Raw genomic sequence first — 15181 nt, forward strand, 5'->3', positions numbered from 1 at the left:
CCTTTCGGGAGACCGCCATGCACCGCCCTTCGATCCCTGCTCTGCTGTTTTGCGCCAGCCTCGCCGCCGCCACGCCGTGGGCCCAGGCGGCGCCCGCGGAGCGCTCCAAATCCCTCGATGCCGGCCTGCAAGTTCGAGAGGCCGCCAACGAGCAGGCCCTGGGCCTGCCCATCTACCCCGGCGCCAAGGCGCAACGCGACGACGAGGATGACAAGGCCGAGGTCAGCCTGGGCCTGTGGGGCGGGCCCTTCGGGGTGTCGATCGCCGTGCGCAAGCTGCGCAGCAGCGACTCCATGGCCCAGGTGGTCGCCTTCTACCGCCAGCAACTGGCGGCCCACGGCGCCGTCTTGGAGTGCCTGCCTGGCAGCAAGCCGCCGCCGGCCGATGCCCGCAACAAGGCCAGCTTGCAGTGCGACGACGGCCCCACCCAGCCCGGCGGCCTGGTGCTGAAGGTCGGCACGCCGCGCAACCAGCGCGTGGTGGCCTTGCAGCCTCAGGGGCGGGAGGTGCACTTTCAGCTCGTGCGCATCGAGGTGAAGGGCGACTGAGCCTGGGCATACTGCCCGCATGGCCGCGCTCTCGCAGATCGATCTGAACGCCGATTTGGGCGAAGGCGGCGCGGTGGACGCCGAGCTCCTCGCCCTCGTCAGCAGCGCCAACATCGCTTGCGGCGGGCATGCGGGCGACGAGGCCTCCATGCGCCGCACCGTGGCCTTGGCCTTGCAACATGGCGTGGCCTTGGGGGCGCACCCCAGCCACCCCGACCGCGAGCACTTCGGCCGCCGCGCCCTGGACCGCTCACCCGCCCAGGTGCGGGACGACGTGCTGGCGCAAGTGCAGGCCCTGGCGGCGATCGCGCAAGCCCAAGGCGCGCGCTTGCGCCACGTCAAACCCCACGGGGCGCTCTACAACCAGGCGGCGACCGACCCTGCCCTGGCCGATGCCGTGGCGCAGGCGGTGCGAGAGGCCGACCCGTCGCTGGCCTTGATGGGCCTGGCGGGCGGCGCGATGGCCCAGGCCGCGCAGCGCCAAGGCCTGGTCTTCATCGCCGAAGCGTTTGCCGACCGCGGCTACCTGCCTTCGGGGCGCTTGATGCCGCGCGGACAGGCCGGCGCGGTGCTGGGCTTGCGGGAAGCCGTGGCGCAGGCGCAGTCGGTGGTTTTGCACGGACGGGTGCCCTTGCCCGAGGGCGGTTTCTGGCCCGTGCGGGCGCACAGCCTGTGCGTGCACGGCGATGGCGCCGAGGCCTTGCCCTTGATGCAGGCCCTGCGTGCGGCCCTGGCCGGCTGGGGCGTGGCGGTGCGGCCGGCGGCCGGTTTCGGTCGATGATGTTGCCCTGTGCTTACGACCGGCGGATCCCGATGACCCCTCGCATTCGAACCCTCGTTGGCCTGGCCTTGTGCTGGGGCGCGGCGGCCCAGGCCCAGGTGGCCGACAGCGAATTGCTGCGCTGCGCGTCCCTGAGCGACCCGGCGGCCCGCCTGGCCTGCTTCGACGAGCTGGCCGCCGGCGCAAAGGTCCGTCAAACCCCGCAAGGGCGCAGCGCCGCCATCGTGGCCGCGTTCGGGGCCCCCACGGCGGCCGACCAAACGCAAAGCATCGACAGCGAGATCGAGGGCCTCGTCGAAGGCTGGGGCCCCAACACCCAGTTCCGCCTGAAGAACGGGCAGGTCTGGCGCGTCAGCGACAACAGCAGCGCCACGCTGTACCTCAAGAGCCCCAAGGTCACGGTGCGACGCGGGGCGCTGGGCAGCTTCTTGCTGGAGTTCGAGGGCTCGAAGGAAACGGCCCGCGTTCGCCGGGTGCAGTGAGCCTCAGCGGGCGTCCAGCTCGCGGTGCCGCTTGAGCACCTGGCCGTGGTGCGCGAAGAGCTGCGCCAAGGTCTCGACCAAGTAAACCGAGCGGTGCTGGCCGCCGGTGCAGCCGATGGCCACCGTGAGGTAGCTGCGGTGGTCGGCGATGAAGTTCGGCAACCACTGCTGCAAGAAGGCCGCGATCTGGCTTTGCATGAGCTGCACCTCGGGCTGGGCGCGCAAGTAGGCAGCCACCGGCTCGTCGCGGCCGGTTTGCGCCCGCAGCTCATGCACGTAGTACGGGTTGGGCAGCACGCGCACGTCGAAAACGAAGTCGGCGTCGCTGGGCACGCCGGCCTTGAAGGCAAAGCTCTCGAACACCAGGGTCAGGCTGCCGCCTTTGACGCTGACCAGGTCGCGCACCCACGCGCGCAGCTGGGCAGGGCGCAGCAGGCTGGTGTCGATGACGGTGCTCTCGACCTTGATCGCGGCCAGCAGCTCGCGCTCGATCTCGATCGCGTCGACCAGGCCGCGGGTGTTGGCGGCCGCACCGCGCTCCAGCTCCTCGCCGCTGACCGCCCGCAAGGGGTGGGGCCGCCGGGTTTCGCTGAAGCGGCGCATCAGGGCGTCGGTGTTGGCGTCGAGAAAGATCGACCGCACCGGCTGGCCTTGGGCACGCAGTTGCTTGATCAGCGGCAGCAGGTGCGGCAACGAGCCCTTGCTGCGCACGTCCACGCCAATGGCCACGCGGCGCTCGCCGCGGTGGGTCTCGACCTTGAGGAAGTCCAGCAGCAGCTCGGGTGGCAGGTTGTCGATGCAGAAGTAGCCGGCGTCTTCCAGCGCGTGCAAGGCGATGCTCTTGCCGCCGCCGCTGACGCCCGTGACCAGCACCAGGTCGTGAACGATGGTTCCCGTCATGCCGCGCTCCCCAAAAGTTCTTCCGCGTGCGCCACGCTGGCCTGCGAGGGGCTGCCGCCGAGCATCCGGGCCACCTCGGTCACGCGCTCGGCGCCTTGAACGGCCTGCACGCGGCTGACGACGCCCGCGTCGCCGGCCGGCTGCTTGACCACCACCCAGTGGTGGTCGGCGCAAGCCGCCACCTGCGCCAAGTGGGTGACGGCCAGCACCTGGCGCTCGCGGCCGAGCTGCTTCATCAAGCGCCCCACGGTGTGCGCCACGGCGCCGCCCACGCCACTGTCGATCTCGTCGAACACCAGGGTGGGCGCCCCGTGCGTGTCGGCCTGGGCCGTGCACACGGCGATGGCCAGGGCGATGCGGCTGAGTTCGCCTCCCGAGGCGACCTTGGCCAGGGGGCGCGGCGTGGCGCCGGCGTGGCCGGCCACCAGCAGTTCGGCGCTTTCCAGGCCGAAGCTTTGCGGTTCTTCCTGCGGCAGCAGGGCCAGTTCCAGTCGGCCGCCGGGCATGCCCAGCTGCTGCATGGCCTCGGTGACGGCGACGGCCAGCGCGGGCGCGGCTTTGGCGCGCAGCTTGCTGGCCTTTTTGGCCTCGGTGTCGAAGGCCTTGCGGGCGGCGGTCACGGCGGCCTCCAGCGCGGCGAGGTCGCTGCGGGCGTCCAGCTCGCCCAGCTCGCGCTGCCACTGGGCGTGCAGGGCGGGCAGCTCGGCCGGCGGCTGGCGGTAGCGGCGGGCCAGCTGCAGCCAGCTGGAGAGGCGCTCGTCCAGCTCGCCCAAACGGTTGGCGCTCTGCCCGGTGTCGGCCTCGGCGCGGTGCAGGTAGCTGCGCAGGGTGTGGGCGGCGTCGTCGGCCTGGGCCTGCGCGCCAGCGATCGCGTCCACCGCGGCTTGCAGCGCGGGGTCGTAGTCGACGACCTCGCGCAGCGCCTGCTCGGCCGCGCCCAGGCGGGCCAAGGCCGTGCCCTCGCCTTCGCTCAGGGCGTCCAAGGCCAGGCGGCCGGCGTCGATCAGCGCCTGGGCGTGGCTCAGGCGCTGGTGCTCGGCGTTCAACTCGGGCCACTCGTCGGTGCCTGGGGCCAGCTTGCCGATTTCGTCCAGCTGCCACTGCAGTCGCTCGCGCTCGCGGCCCAGGGTGGCCTGGGCCTCGCGGGCCTCGGCCAGGGCCTGCACCGCCTGGCGCCAGCGCGCGTGGGCGGTGGCCAAGGTGGGAGCGTCCACCCCGGCGTGGTCGTCCAGCAGGGCGCGCACGCTCGCTGGGCGGGTGAGCTTTTGCCAGGCGTGCTGGCCGTGGATGTCGACCAGGTGCTCTGCCGCCTGCGCCAGCTGCGCCACAGTGGCGGGGCTGCCGTTGACCCAGGCGCGGCTCTTGCCCTGGGCGTCGATCACGCGGCGCAGCAGCAGGGTGTCGCCCTCGTCGAAGCCCGATTCCTGCAACCACGGGCGCAGGGCGGCGGGCAAGTCGAACTCGCCGCTCAATTCGGCGCGCGGCGCGCCTTCGCGCACCACGCCGCCGTCGCCCCGGCCGCCCAGCAGCAGTTGCAAGGCATCCAGCAGGATGGACTTGCCCGCGCCGGTTTCGCCCGTCAGGGCCGAAAAGCCGGGTTGCCAGTCGAGTTCAAGGCTGGGGACGATGACGAAGTCCCGCAGGGAAAGCCGTCGCAGCATGCCGGAGGAGGGTCAGGAAAAGGGAAGGGCGCGATTGTCGGCGGCCCATGACGCGCTCGGCGACGGTCGGGTCAATTGCCTTCGTACCAACGGAGTTTGCGCCGCAAGGTCGCGTAATAGCTCCAGCCGGTGGGGTGCAAGAACAGGCTCTTGTGCGCGCTGCGCTGCACGGTCACCCGGTCGCCGTGCTGCACCTGGCTCAGGGTCTGCATGTCGAAGTTCACGCTGGCGTCGCGGCCGGCCACGATTTCCAGGCTGACCACGCCACGGTCGGGCAGCACGATGGGCCGGTTGGACAGGCCGTGCGAGGCGATGGGCACCATCACCCAGCCCTCGATGCTCGGGTGCAGCAGCGGGCCGCCGGCGCTCAGCGCGTAGGCCGAGCTGCCGGTGGGGCTGGAGACGATCACGCCGTCGGCGCGCAGGTTGGCGACGAACTCCTCGCCCACGTGGATGCGCAGCTCCACCATGCCGGCGGCGGCGCCGCGGGCCACCACCACGTCGTTCAGGGCCAGGCCGCTGAAGATGCTTTCCCCGTCGCGCCACACGTTGCCTTCCAGCATCGCGCGCTCTTCGGTCTCGCAGTCGCCGGCCAGGATGGGCGTCAGCGCCTCGCGGAACTGCTCGAAGGAGATGTCGGTGATGAAGCCCAGGCGCCCCTGGTTGATGCCCACCAGCGGCGTCCCGTGCTGCGCCACCTCGCGGGCGAAGCCGAGCATGGTGCCGTCCCCGCCCACGACCACGGCCAGGTCGCACTGCCGGCCGATTTCGTCGGGCTCCAGCACCGGGTAGCCGACGATGCCGGCGGCCTCGGCGCCCCGCCGCTCCAGGCTGACTTGGCAGCCCTGCTGCCGCAGGAAGTCGCGGATTTGCTCGATGACCGGGCCGATGCCCGCCGCCGGCTTGCCCACCAGTGCCACGTGTTGAAAGCGATTGCGACCCATGCTTGGGATGTTCTCACAGGGGTTTTTGCCCCGCGGCAGGCGGCAACCCTCATAGAAAATGGCGCCATGCTGGACGACCGATCCCGATCCCTGCTCAAAACCCTGGTGGAGCGCTACATCGCCGACGGCCAGCCCGTGGGCTCGCGCACGCTCAGCAAGGCCTCGGGCCTGGAGCTCAGCCCAGCCACCATCCGCAACGTGATGGCCGACTTGGAAGAGCTCGGTCTGATCGCCAGCCCGCACACCAGCGCCGGGCGCGTGCCCACCGCGCTGGGCTACCGCCTGTTCGTGGACACCATGATCACGGCCAAGCCGGCGTTGTTCGAGACCGAGGTGCGCCAGCTGGAAGGCCAGTTGCAGCCCGACCAGCCCCAGCGCGTCATCGCGCACGCGGCCCAGGTGCTCAGCAACCTTAGCAGCTTCGTCGGCGTGATCACCGCCCCGCGCAAGCCCTCGGTGTTCCGGCACATCGAGTTCCTCCGACTGTCCGAGCGGCGCGTGCTCGTCATCCTGGTCAGTCCCGACGGCGACGTGCAAAACCGCGTCATCGTCACGGCGCAAGACCACAGCCAGGCCGAGTTGGCCGAGGCCGCCAACCGGCTCAACGCCCAGTACACGGGCCTGACGCTCGAGGTCGTGCGCGAGCGCCTGCGCGGCGAGGTGGAGCAACTGCGCGGCGAGATCGCCACCCTGATGAGTGCGGCCGTGCAGGTGGCGGCCGACGACGCCCCCGAGCAGGTCGTCATCAGCGGCGAGCGCAACCTGCTGTCGGTGCAGGACTTCGGACAGGACCTCGGCAGCCTGCGCAAGATGTTCGGCCTGTTCGAGGAAAAGACGGCGCTGATGCGCCTGCTGGACACCAGCAGCCGCGCCGAGGGCGTGCGCATCTTCATCGGCGGCGAGAGCCAGGTCGTGCCTTTCGAAGAGCTGAGCATCGTCAGCGCGCCCTACGAGGTGGATGGGCAGGTCGTGGGCACGCTCGGGGTCATCGGCCCCACGCGCATGGCCTACGAGCGCATGATCCAGATCGTGGACGTGACCTCGCGCATGGTGGGCCAGGCGCTTTCGCAACGCTGACCGCCGGTCGCCCCGGGTATTCGGGGCGGGTTTGCGGCCGGTCAAGCCCGGACGCAGGCCGGGCGCCTAGGCTGGGTGCATGGATGCCTCCCCGCCCGAGCACGACACCGTCCCAGCCGCCCTGGATGCCCTGAGCCCGGCCCGCGCGGGCGCGACGCCCCGCTCTCCGGTGCCCCTGTGTGGCGACCCGGAAAGCCTGTGGGGCGCCTTGCAACGGGCGCCGGAACGGCACGCGCCGCACTTGGGCGAGGCCCTGGTCGAGGCGGGCGTGTTGGGGCGACCACAGCTCTACGAGGCCCTGCGCTACCAAGCCGCGCAACCGACGCCGATGCCCATCGGCGAGGTCTTGGTGCAGCTGGGCCTGCTCACCCCGGCCCAACTGCGCGTGCTTTTGGCGCATTGGATGGGCGTCCCCGCCCTGGACTTGGGTGCTTTCCAGCCCGAGGCGGAAGCCTTGTCGCGGGTGAACGTGCTCATGGCCACCCGCGAGGGCGTGTTGCCCCTGATGGTGCGCGGCGACACCCTGGTGGTGGCGATGAACGACCCCTGGGACCAGCGCCTGCTGGACATGCTGCGCTTCAGCACCGAGCTGCGCGTGCGACCGGTGCTGCCCCAGCCGGGCACCCTGGGCCCCGCCTTGGCCCGCGCCTACCGCACGACGCCCCACGGCGGCGCCTCGCGTGAGGGGACCCGCGACGCCAGTGCGCCTCCGGCCGCCAGCAGCCTGTTCGAGCTCACGGAGGAGCTCAAGCGCTTGAGCGCGGAGTCTGGCGACGCGGTGGTGGATGTCGTGTCCGAGTCGGACAACACCTTGGTGCGCCTGGTCAACCGGCTGATCGCCGACGCCATCGACCTGCGGGCCTCGGACATCCACATCGAGACTTACGAAGCCCCGCAGCCGGTGCGCGTTCGCATGCGCGTGGACGGCGAACTGCGCCGCTACCTCGAGCTGCCGGCGCGTGTGCGCTACGCCCTGGTGGCCCGCTTGAAGATCATGGCCGACCTGGACATCTCCGAGCACCGCCGCCCCCAGGACGGCAAGGTCGACTTCGCCCGCTTTGGCGGCCAGCGCATGGAGCTGCGCATGGTCACCGTCCCCACCCACGGTGGCCTGGAGGACGTGGTGCTGCGCTTGCTGGGGGGCATCAAGCCCTTGCCCCTGGAGAGCATCGGGCTGAGTCCTGCCAACTTGGCGGCCTTGCGCCAGCTGATGGCCAAGCCCCACGGGCTGCTGCTGATCTGTGGGCCCACGGGCTGCGGCAAGACCACCACCCTGCATTCGGTGATGCGGGAGCTCAACCAGGACCAACGCAAGATTTGGACGGCCGAGGACCCGGTGGAGATCACGCAAGCGGGCCTGCGCCAAGTGCAGGTCAATCCGCGCATCGGCTGGACCTTCGCAGCCGCCATGCGAACCTTTCTGCGCGCCGACCCGGACATCATCATGATCGGCGAGATGCGCGACGAGGAAACCGCGCGCATCGCGGTGGAGGCCTCCCTCACCGGGCACCTGGTGATGTCCACCCTGCACACCAATTCGGCCCCCGAGTCGGTCACCCGGCTGCTGGAGATCGGCCTCGACCCCTTCATGTTTTCCGACTCCTTGCTCGGGGTGCTGGCCCAGCGCCTGGTGCGCCGCCTTTGCCCGGACTGCTCGGTGGCCCAGCCGATGGACCAGCGCGCGGAGCGCTCCTTGGCGCGGCTGTACCTGCAGGCCGAGCCCGAGCGCAATGACGACGCCATCGACGAGCTGGTGGCCGACTGGCGTGCCCGCCTGGGTCAGCACGGCGTGCTGCACACCCGGCAGCGGCACGGATGCCAAGCCTGCGCGGGCACCGGCTACCGCGGCCGCCTGGGCATCCACGAGCTGGCCGTGGCCAGCGACCCCCTGCGCGAGCTCATCCGGCATCGCGCCAGCGCCCAGGCCATGTTCGGCGCCGCCCGCGCCGGCGGCATGCGCACCCTGCGCCAGGACGGGGTGGAGAAGGTTTTGCTAGGCCTGACCGATTTGCCCGAAGTGCTGGCCGCGACCAGCAGTTGATGTTGTTCATCCCTCACGGAGACGCTCATGCTCACCCCTTGGACCCAATTGCCCCCCACCGTGCTCGGTCGGCTCGGTGAGGACTTGAGCGTCAGCGCTCAGCGCCTCATGCAGGAGCGCGGCCTGTCCGACCTTGCGCGGGCCGAGCTTCAACGCTGGGAGTCCTTGGGCTTGGAGCTGCAAACCCTGGTGCACGCCCTGGGCGCCAGCGCCCGACCCGACGACGAGTCGCTGCCCTTGCTGGAGGCCGCGCAGGCCGTGCGCCGCCAGTGGTTGCCGGAGCTGGCGCGGCGGGGGCTGCGCCTGACCGTCGAAGGCGAGGCCGTCGCGGTGAACGGGCAAGCGGCCCAACTGCAACACGCGTTGGACCTGATGGTGGCGCACGGCTTGGCGGCGGGCAGCGCGCTGACCTTGCAGGTGAGCGCCGAGCCCGAGGGGCCCCCCGCCCTGACCTTGCGGGGCCCCGGCAGCCCCCCGGACAGCGCCGAGGTGCACGGGCAACTGCTGCAATGGCTGGCCCGGGCCCTGCAATGGCCCTTGGACCGGCCGCGGCTGCGCGAGGGCGAGTGGGCACTCCGCCTGCGCCTGGGCAGCCCGGACGCTCCGGCGCCCGCGGACGCGGACGCGGACGATGCGTTGCCGCGGCGCCATTGGACGACGCAGGACCGCGTGCTCGTGATCGATCCCGACGACCGCACGCGCAGCGTGGCCGCGGCGTTGCTGCGCGGCGCGGGCCTGCGGGGCGACTGCGTGGCCAGCCTGGGCCAGGCCGAGGACGCGCTGCGCGATGGGGTGCCCAGCACCGTGGTTTGTGGCTACCCCTTGGAGCAGGCCGGGGTTCAAGCCCTGCGGGCCTTGATGGAGGCAACGCGGCCGGGCCTGCGCTGGGTGGAGTTGGTGGACGCCCCCTTTGTGTTCGCCGCCGGAAGCGCCGACGGGCGCCTGCCGGCCCGCATCTCGCGCAACGACTTGGCCAACACCTTGCTCCCTTCGCTGGCCGACTGAGCGAGGTCGACCGCCGCCACCCGCGGCACGACGCCGGACTGGCGCCAGGCGGGACGGCGCCCGTTGGGGCCCTTGCGCGGGCGGGGGGCGCCGCTGCCCTGACAATAGGCGCCCCCGGGCCGCTAGCTCATGCTTGGTTAGAGCAGCAGACTCATAATCTGTTGGTGCCGTGTTCGACTCACGGGCGGCCTACCAAAATCACTCACAGCGACAAGGACTTACGTCTCTTTCGGCGTTTCCACTTCAGCGATCGACCCTGTAGGCGACCCTGTATGCGCGGGGCGACCCTGCGCTAGCGGGCTTCTCGCTGTAGGAAGGCGCGAATGGCGCCCCAATCGCTCAACCGATCCTTGAAGCCTGGGATGCGGCCAAGGGGCAGCTTGCCCCAAGCGTTTTGGTACGCCGCTGAGGCTGCTCGCACCTCTTCCGCCGGAAGGACGTAGAACTCGGGGGGAGCAATCTCCCGTTTGCCGTCCTTAGATCCCCGATTCAACAGTGCGACCACGACGAAATCGGTGTCGAAGTTTTTGATGATGAAGCCCTCGGCGCCTGTGCGCCAGCGGCTCTTCACCTGGATTCGGGCTGAGGTGCCGCGCTCCGGGTCGATCGCCACGAGGTCGTAGCCTGGGTTGTTCGTGTACGTCTTGTGCGCGACGATTCCCTCGACCAGCAGGTTGCCGAGCACAAGGAACTCGGCGCCTTCTGACTCAAGGCTCGTGTCTTGGCGCCGCGCTTTCCTCGGCGTCTCAGATGCAGAAGGGTCCATAGCTTCAGCGGGCAAGTTGAGTGCTCCCTTCGTCAAGTTGCCTGGCACAGTGCCGCTCGCAAGTCCTCGACCGACGCCCATCCACGCCGCGTCTGCATGAGTCGGTGGATGAGTCGGTGACAGCTCGCGCACAGTAGCGCCACATCGCTGGCTTTCGTCTTCGTCGCGTTGGTTTGCGACAGCGGCAGCTTGTGATGGCACTCAAACTCGGCTTCCGCGATCGAGGCATCAGCGGTGAGTGGCGGCCGGGCGCAGCATTCGCATACGAGTGGTCCGATCGCGCGCCGAGCCTTCAGGACCTTCCGCCTGAGAGCTGGACTGCGCTCGCGGACCTTGTGTGCCGCCGTTAGGACGCGTCCCTCGGAGAACTCTTCGTCGTCCTCCGCGGTCGCCGCTTCGGCCGCCACGGAGGCATCGCCGGCCTGCGCTCTGATTTGAGTTGCTAGTTGCCGCACCAAATCGGGCTTATGACCGAAGTCCTCCCAAACGGCCTTGTCTGTTGAGGAGAAGTTGTCCAAGCCCTTGCCAGTCGCCACTTGGTGGATGTTCTGCAATTTGAAGGCGACCCCGGCTGCATTCCGGAAGCGATCATTCTTCTTGGCGTCCGCATGGATCGGAAGCTTTCGAAGCTCTTCCGACAGTGCCACAACGCGGTTGTCACTCGGCCCCGGAATGGTGTCGCCGAGGGTGAGGTACAGGTCGAGCGCGAGTAGAACCTCGTCGCGCCCCCACTTCGGATTTCCGTGCCCTTGAGTTACAGCCATCGAATCAACGCCTCCATTTGCCAGGTTCTTGTCGGATCACAGGGGCAGCAGTGTTGGGCTGCCAAGCTTGACTTAGCTACACGACCCTTGGATGCCGGTTCAGCAGGCCTCGTTGAGCGCGCCACCGAAGGAACTCCTCAACGTCCTTCGCGTGCTTGGCGAGGTTGCATTTCTCGCAGGCAAGGGTGATGTTGGCGGGCTCGTCGCGGCCACCTTTGGCGATCGGGGTCTTGTGGTCGACATGTCCGCTGCCGTTCAGTTCATCGGCACAGTAAGCGCATCGGTCGCCAAGCGCATTGCGAATTCGCTCGACGTCGGCGTCGGTGTATCCGCGTCCTCCGGCTGCCGCTATCCGCTGGCGGCGCAACTCCGCTCGCTCGGATGCTGCGCCGACGTTCGCCGCGCTATGAGCCGCAACGTGCGCCCGAACACAAGCTCGGCACTTCGTTCGGAAGTTCCCGTTTGGCGTATTGCCAAAGTGTTCCCGCGTCATGGGGTAGACGTTTCCGCAGCCGCTGCACTTCTGCGTTTGCATATCGGAGCTCTCCCTATCGGTTGTTCTTTAGGCATTCTCTTCGGGCACACGCTCCGTGCTTCAATAACGAATGGACATTACGACCATCGCAACACTCCTTGGCAACGTAAAGACTGCAACCGAGATTGCTAAGGCCATCAAGGACAGCGGCGCTACCCTCGAAGGAGCGGAGGCCAAGTTCAGGCTCGCGGAGCTCATTTCTGCGCTGGCAGATGTGAAGATTGAGGCTGCGACAGTGCAGGAGCAACTGCTGTCGGCTCAACTTCGTATCCGCGAACTGGAAGATGCCGCAACAACCCACGCGGTGATGCGGTGGCAGCAGCCCTGCTACTGGAAGCCTGCGGGGGAAGGTCACCCCGACTTGCCTTACTGCCAGCCTTGTTACGACGAGCACCGCCGCCTGTCTCTGCTTAACGACTGGGGCGAAGGGCAGTTTCGTTGCATGGTCTGCGGCAAGACTTTTGAGACACCAGAGCGCATCGAACGACGGCGCCAGCAGAACGCCGCTCAGATTGCCACTCGGTCTCGAACCATCTAAGCAGAAAGTTGTCTGCGCTCCACCAGTCGCACCACATGCCCCTCCAACTCACAGCACCCACCTGAGGCATGCAGCCTGCGGCGTAGGCCTGTGCTGAGCTGGCGACTGAGCGCCGTACTGGCCCCTAGCGCCCTCAGTGCCGCGGCGAGCGAGGGGTAGCTCACCCCATCGACCACGGCCATGTGGCGACGCTTGCGGCGAGCGGCTATCTGCGGGTCGCGCCATGTCTGAGCCGTGGCCTCGCTAATAGCGCGCCGCCTGGGCTCGTCGAGGATGCCTGCGAGGGGCTGCGGCTGGCTCAATGCGCTCAGCGGCTGGGCCTCTGGCTGGCGACAGGAGCGTCGTGAGGGCGGCACGCGAGGCTCGACCAGCTCACCGATGAGGTGCCGCCGCGCGCTCTTCGATTCAGCAATGAACATCGCCCGCGCCTCGGGCTCGAAAGCCGAAGCGCGGGCGATGACGTAGAAGCCGGGCGCGGTGGCTGCGCTCATGCTCCTACGAGGGCCTTAGAACAAGCCGCGGGCGATGGCGTTGGGGCGGGCGATGGTGAACGCCGCGCGTGCCTCGGCCAGCATCGCCACCGTGTTCTTCACGAAGAAATCGGCGTGCGAGTCGGTCACCAGCAATTGGGCCTCCTGGCGCATCCATAGCGTTGCCGACTGCGCCAGCGCGCCGACCGTCAGCGTGCCTTCGGGCTGGTACTCGTGGGCGTACACCGGCACGCCCCACAAGCTGGCGGCATTGACGCCGCGAGGTACGCCGGCCAAGAACTCTTCGCTGCCGCCCGCCGACTTCTGCAGCTCAATGTCTGCCCAGTCCAGCGGGTTCAGGAAGATCGCGTCCGGCGTGTAGCCCAGTGCTTGCAGCTTGGCGATGGTGCGACGGATGCGCTCGATGCGCCCTTCGCCCGACACCACATCGGCCAGCGTCGTGAAGTTGCCCGGCTTGGCGAAGCCTTCCAGCTCGGCGTCGTCGCCATCACTGACGAGGATCTGTCGGATCAGCTCGCGCCGCACGCCGTCGAACAGCTCAGCGCGCAGGAACTCGGCAAGGCCGCTCACATCGTCCATGGCTTGCCGGCTGACCGGCGTCCAGTGAGCGATGGTGCTCACATCGGCGCGTTGCAGCGAGAACGTGAACCCGCTCTCCTTCTTCGCCACGCCCTCACGATCCGGCGAACCGTACTGCGAGGCGGCGAGCTGCTTTGCCGCGGTCATCTTCACCCACTCGACCGAGGACGAGGTGGCGATGCCGCGCGGGATGGCCTGCAGGATGGCGAGGTTCACATCGACCGCCGTGGGCACGACGATGCCGATGCGCTGGGCCTGCGACATGGGCGTGTCGGCGCCGGTGGACTGGTTGGTGATCGTGGCCTTGGTCTGGAACAGATCGGCGGCCTTGAACTCGATGCCGGCTTTGCTGCCGCGGCCCGAGAACACATCGCGCATGGCGTCGCTGTCCTTGAGCTTCTTGGCGAGTGCGGCCAGGGGGTCGGCGGCGCCGCGCAGCTCTTCGACGCCGGCCGCAGTCTTGCGCTCCAGCTTGAGCAGCTTTTCCTTCAGCTCGGCCAAGTCTTCCTGGCTGGCTTCTTGGGATGCGTTCACCTTGGTGACGAGCGCCTTGACTTCGGCGGCGATGGCTTCGATGGTGACTTGAGACATTGGGGAACCTTTCAGAGCTTGAGAGTGGCGAGCGCCGCGCGCACTTCTTCCAGAGCAGCGGCGGCGCGGTGTTCATCGGCTTCGGCAGCGTCGGCTTCGGCTAGTGCAGGGAATCCCTTCTGCACGATGGCTGCGGCTTGGCGGCGCGAGTAGCCGAGGTCTTGCAAGGCCCGTTGCAGCTCCTGCGCAGTGGCAGGCTTGCTGGCAGCCTTGATGGAATCGACGCGGGCAGCGGGATCGGCCGGGATGGTCACGACGCTGATCTCTGCGAGGTCGATGGTCTTGAGGACACGGAGGTCGCCGCGCTGTTCGGCGCCGCCGCTGGGCACGCGGAACCCAATGGACAGGCCATTGAGGTCGCCTGCGCGCAGCGACTCGAAGGCGTCACGCCCTGCGGCTGTGCGTAGGTTCAGCTCCCCTTGCACGCGCAGGCCGCGTGAGTCTTCTCGGACTTCGATCCAGCGCCCAATGGGCGCATCGGCGCGGTGAGCCCAGAGCATCACGGGCAGGCCCTTGGCGAGCGATGCCGCAAAGGCACCGGGCTGGATGGTGTCGCCGTAGCTGTCGATGCCGTTGAAGGTGCTGGCATAGCCGGCGATGACGCCTTGGGCGTCGGCGCGAACTTCCAGCAGGGGTGCAGAGCGGTGCGTAGTCATCGTGTCCTCGTTGATGCCGCGAGCACTCGCGGTCGCCGGTCACGAACACGGCCCGCGGTAACAACTCGCTGCGTTCGGAATCCTCTTCGTTATCGGTTCACAAAGGGGACACTCCCGCGCCTTCCTTCAGCAGCTCGCGCAGCATGGTCAGCCGCCAGCAGTGGGACTGCGGTGCGAGCAGATCGAAGCCGCCGGCCTCTGCGTCCTGCAACACAGAGCGCTCGGTTGGCGTGAGCTTGCGCCTGCGGGTGCGGAACACCGCCAGCGCGAGGGCCGCGCGGTGCGATAGCCGGGCCGCCTGGGCGCTGCCGCTGGGCGGGGTAGGGGGTAGGGTGGTCGATGGCATCGGATGGCTCCTGTGGGCCGCAGTTCCGGGTTTGCGATGGAGAAAGGGCGACCCCTCGGTTTCCATTTCTGTGGGTCGCCGGGTTTTCACCCGCCCCCAGGCCTTCAGTGATGCCGCATGGGCTCGACGTTCACCGTCGCCAGCTCGATGCGCTGACCGTCCGGCAGCAGCAGATCGAACGCCGCATCGGGCAGTGCATGGCCCACGGGCAGCACGAGCCGCATGTGGACAGTGGCGCCGCCCTCGATGGCGCTTGCGAGCTGCTTGTGCTTCTGGGCTGGTAGCTCGCTGACCAGTTGCTCCAGCATCCGCATGGCGGCCCGGAACAGCGCTGTGGAGTCCTGCGTTTCGTTGGGTTGGTTGTTCGGCATAACTTTTCCTGTGGTGGGTTGGTCTGCGAGCCGCGGGCGGGAGGCCGGGATTTCCCTCGCTGGGATAACTGGGTTTCCCTGGGATTCCTGTACTGGCTCTAAGGA

The 15181-nt window shown here is 68.8% G+C and carries 17 protein-coding genes and 1 tRNA gene; 8 read left to right on the top strand and 10 right to left on the bottom strand.

The genetic code is table 11. The features are described 5' to 3' along the window. The first annotated feature begins 17 nt into the window (after nt 1-17). Genes EOD73_RS09365 through EOD73_RS09375 form a run of 3 tightly spaced genes read left to right on the top strand, consistent with a single transcriptional unit; the run spans nt 18 to nt 1811 of the window. Nucleotides 18-548 carry a hypothetical protein gene (locus EOD73_RS09365; RefSeq protein ID WP_127682727.1) on the top strand — a complete coding sequence of 177 codons (531 nt, stop codon included), beginning with the start codon at nt 18-20 and terminating at the stop codon, nt 546-548. A 19-nt stretch (nt 549-567) separates the two neighbouring features. After that, complete coding sequence (locus EOD73_RS09370; protein WP_127682728.1) at nt 568-1329, top strand: 5-oxoprolinase subunit PxpA; 762 nt, start codon at nt 568-570, stop codon at nt 1327-1329. A gap of 32 nt (nt 1330-1361) precedes the next feature. Then, the gene (locus EOD73_RS09375; protein WP_127682729.1) at nt 1362-1811 is read left to right on the top strand and encodes a hypothetical protein; all 450 of its coding nucleotides are present in this window, start codon (nt 1362-1364) and stop codon (nt 1809-1811) included. 3 nt (nt 1812-1814) lie between these two features. On the opposite strand, the gene rapZ is transcribed toward EOD73_RS09375, so the two are convergent. The 3 genes from rapZ to EOD73_RS09390 all read right to left on the bottom strand — a co-directional run bounded on the left by rapZ (nt 1815) and on the right by EOD73_RS09390 (nt 5316). After that, the gene (gene rapZ, locus EOD73_RS09380; RefSeq protein WP_127682730.1) at nt 1815-2711 is read right to left on the bottom strand and encodes an RNase adapter RapZ; all 897 of its coding nucleotides are present in this window, start codon (nt 2709-2711) and stop codon (nt 1815-1817) included. Next, the gene (gene recN / locus EOD73_RS09385) at nt 2708-4372 is read right to left on the bottom strand and encodes a DNA repair protein RecN (protein WP_127682731.1); all 1665 of its coding nucleotides are present in this window, start codon (nt 4370-4372) and stop codon (nt 2708-2710) included. Before recN ends, rapZ begins: the two co-directional genes overlap by 4 nt. 71 nt (nt 4373-4443) lie before the next feature. Next, on the bottom strand, nt 4444-5316 hold the full coding sequence (locus tag EOD73_RS09390; protein ID WP_127682732.1) for an NAD kinase: 873 nt from the start codon (nt 5314-5316) through the stop codon (nt 4444-4446). Nucleotides 5317-5382: 66 nt separating this feature from the next. On the opposite strand from EOD73_RS09390, the gene hrcA reads away from it, so the two are divergent. From hrcA to EOD73_RS09410, 4 genes are all read left to right on the top strand, one after another. After that, on the top strand, nt 5383-6393 hold the full coding sequence (gene hrcA, locus EOD73_RS09395; protein WP_127682733.1) for a heat-inducible transcriptional repressor HrcA: 1011 nt from the start codon (nt 5383-5385) through the stop codon (nt 6391-6393). A 79-nt stretch (nt 6394-6472) separates the two neighbouring features. Continuing rightward, nucleotides 6473-8434, top strand: a complete 1962-nt coding sequence (locus EOD73_RS09400; protein ID WP_127682734.1) for a GspE/PulE family protein — start codon at nt 6473-6475, stop codon at nt 8432-8434. Between the two features lie 27 nt (nt 8435-8461). Then, entirely contained in the window at nt 8462-9439 is a 978-nt protein-coding gene (locus EOD73_RS09405) for a hypothetical protein (protein WP_127682735.1), read from the top strand. 116 nt (nt 9440-9555) lie between these two features. Continuing rightward, nucleotides 9556-9634, top strand: a tRNA-Ile gene (locus EOD73_RS09410). 97 nt (nt 9635-9731) lie between these two features. Here the strand turns inward: EOD73_RS09410 and EOD73_RS09415 are convergent. The 3 genes from EOD73_RS09415 to EOD73_RS18005 all read right to left on the bottom strand — a co-directional run bounded on the left by EOD73_RS09415 (nt 9732) and on the right by EOD73_RS18005 (nt 11504). Further along, on the bottom strand, nt 9732-10205 hold the full coding sequence (locus EOD73_RS09415; protein WP_127682736.1) for a PDDEXK-like family protein: 474 nt from the start codon (nt 10203-10205) through the stop codon (nt 9732-9734). Between the two features lie 32 nt (nt 10206-10237). After that, a complete protein-coding gene (locus tag EOD73_RS09420) occupies nt 10238-10969 on the bottom strand; it encodes an HNH endonuclease (protein WP_127682737.1) in 732 nt (243 codons plus the stop codon). 76 nt (nt 10970-11045) lie between these two features. Beyond that, complete coding sequence (locus EOD73_RS18005; protein WP_127682738.1) at nt 11046-11504, bottom strand: HNH endonuclease; 459 nt, start codon at nt 11502-11504, stop codon at nt 11046-11048. Between the two features lie 70 nt (nt 11505-11574). Here EOD73_RS18005 and EOD73_RS09430 point away from each other — a divergent pair, with 70 nt between their 5' ends. Next, entirely contained in the window at nt 11575-12042 is a 468-nt protein-coding gene (locus EOD73_RS09430) for a hypothetical protein (RefSeq protein WP_127682739.1), read from the top strand. Between the two features lie 506 nt (nt 12043-12548). Here EOD73_RS09430 and EOD73_RS09435 read toward each other — a convergent pair. The 4 genes from EOD73_RS09435 to EOD73_RS09450 all read right to left on the bottom strand — a co-directional run bounded on the left by EOD73_RS09435 (nt 12549) and on the right by EOD73_RS09450 (nt 15076). Next, entirely contained in the window at nt 12549-13703 is a 1155-nt protein-coding gene (locus tag EOD73_RS09435; RefSeq protein ID WP_127682740.1) for a phage major capsid protein, read from the bottom strand. Nucleotides 13704-13714: 11 nt separating this feature from the next. Continuing rightward, nucleotides 13715-14359, bottom strand: a complete 645-nt coding sequence (locus tag EOD73_RS09440; RefSeq protein WP_127682741.1) for an HK97 family phage prohead protease — start codon at nt 14357-14359, stop codon at nt 13715-13717. A 97-nt stretch (nt 14360-14456) separates the two neighbouring features. Continuing rightward, nucleotides 14457-14705 carry a hypothetical protein gene (locus EOD73_RS09445; RefSeq protein WP_127682742.1) on the bottom strand — a complete coding sequence of 83 codons (249 nt, stop codon included), beginning with the start codon at nt 14703-14705 and terminating at the stop codon, nt 14457-14459. 104 nt (nt 14706-14809) lie between these two features. Further along, complete coding sequence (locus EOD73_RS09450; RefSeq protein WP_127682743.1) at nt 14810-15076, bottom strand: hypothetical protein; 267 nt, start codon at nt 15074-15076, stop codon at nt 14810-14812. Nucleotides 15077-15181: the final 105 nt, after the last annotated feature.

The sequence above is a fragment of the Inhella crocodyli genome (assembly GCF_004004565.1).
GTDB lineage: Bacteria > Pseudomonadota > Gammaproteobacteria > Burkholderiales > Burkholderiaceae_C > Inhella > Inhella crocodyli.

Coding starts and splice junctions, on each gene's coding strand:
- EOD73_RS09365 (WP_127682727.1), top strand. CDS start 18: ATGCACCGCCCTTCGATCCCTGCTCTGCTGTTTTGCGCCAGCCTCGCC.
- EOD73_RS09370 (WP_127682728.1), top strand. CDS start 568: ATGGCCGCGCTCTCGCAGATCGATCTGAACGCCGATTTGGGCGAAGGC.
- EOD73_RS09375 (WP_127682729.1), top strand. CDS start 1,362: ATGACCCCTCGCATTCGAACCCTCGTTGGCCTGGCCTTGTGCTGGGGC.
- rapZ (WP_127682730.1), bottom strand. CDS start 2,711: ATGACGGGAACCATCGTTCACGACCTGGTGCTGGTCACGGGCGTCAGC.
- recN (WP_127682731.1), bottom strand. CDS start 4,372: ATGCTGCGACGGCTTTCCCTGCGGGACTTCGTCATCGTCCCCAGCCTT.
- EOD73_RS09390 (WP_127682732.1), bottom strand. CDS start 5,316: ATGGGTCGCAATCGCTTTCAACACGTGGCACTGGTGGGCAAGCCGGCG.
- hrcA (WP_127682733.1), top strand. CDS start 5,383: ATGCTGGACGACCGATCCCGATCCCTGCTCAAAACCCTGGTGGAGCGC.
- EOD73_RS09400 (WP_127682734.1), top strand. CDS start 6,473: ATGGATGCCTCCCCGCCCGAGCACGACACCGTCCCAGCCGCCCTGGAT.
- EOD73_RS09405 (WP_127682735.1), top strand. CDS start 8,462: ATGCTCACCCCTTGGACCCAATTGCCCCCCACCGTGCTCGGTCGGCTC.
- EOD73_RS09415 (WP_127682736.1), bottom strand. CDS start 10,205: ATGGACCCTTCTGCATCTGAGACGCCGAGGAAAGCGCGGCGCCAAGAC.
- EOD73_RS09420 (WP_127682737.1), bottom strand. CDS start 10,969: ATGGCTGTAACTCAAGGGCACGGAAATCCGAAGTGGGGGCGCGACGAG.
- EOD73_RS18005 (WP_127682738.1), bottom strand. CDS start 11,504: ATGCAAACGCAGAAGTGCAGCGGCTGCGGAAACGTCTACCCCATGACG.
- EOD73_RS09430 (WP_127682739.1), top strand. CDS start 11,575: ATGGACATTACGACCATCGCAACACTCCTTGGCAACGTAAAGACTGCA.
- EOD73_RS09435 (WP_127682740.1), bottom strand. CDS start 13,703: ATGTCTCAAGTCACCATCGAAGCCATCGCCGCCGAAGTCAAGGCGCTC.
- EOD73_RS09440 (WP_127682741.1), bottom strand. CDS start 14,359: ATGACTACGCACCGCTCTGCACCCCTGCTGGAAGTTCGCGCCGACGCC.
- EOD73_RS09445 (WP_127682742.1), bottom strand. CDS start 14,705: ATGCCATCGACCACCCTACCCCCTACCCCGCCCAGCGGCAGCGCCCAG.
- EOD73_RS09450 (WP_127682743.1), bottom strand. CDS start 15,076: ATGCCGAACAACCAACCCAACGAAACGCAGGACTCCACAGCGCTGTTC.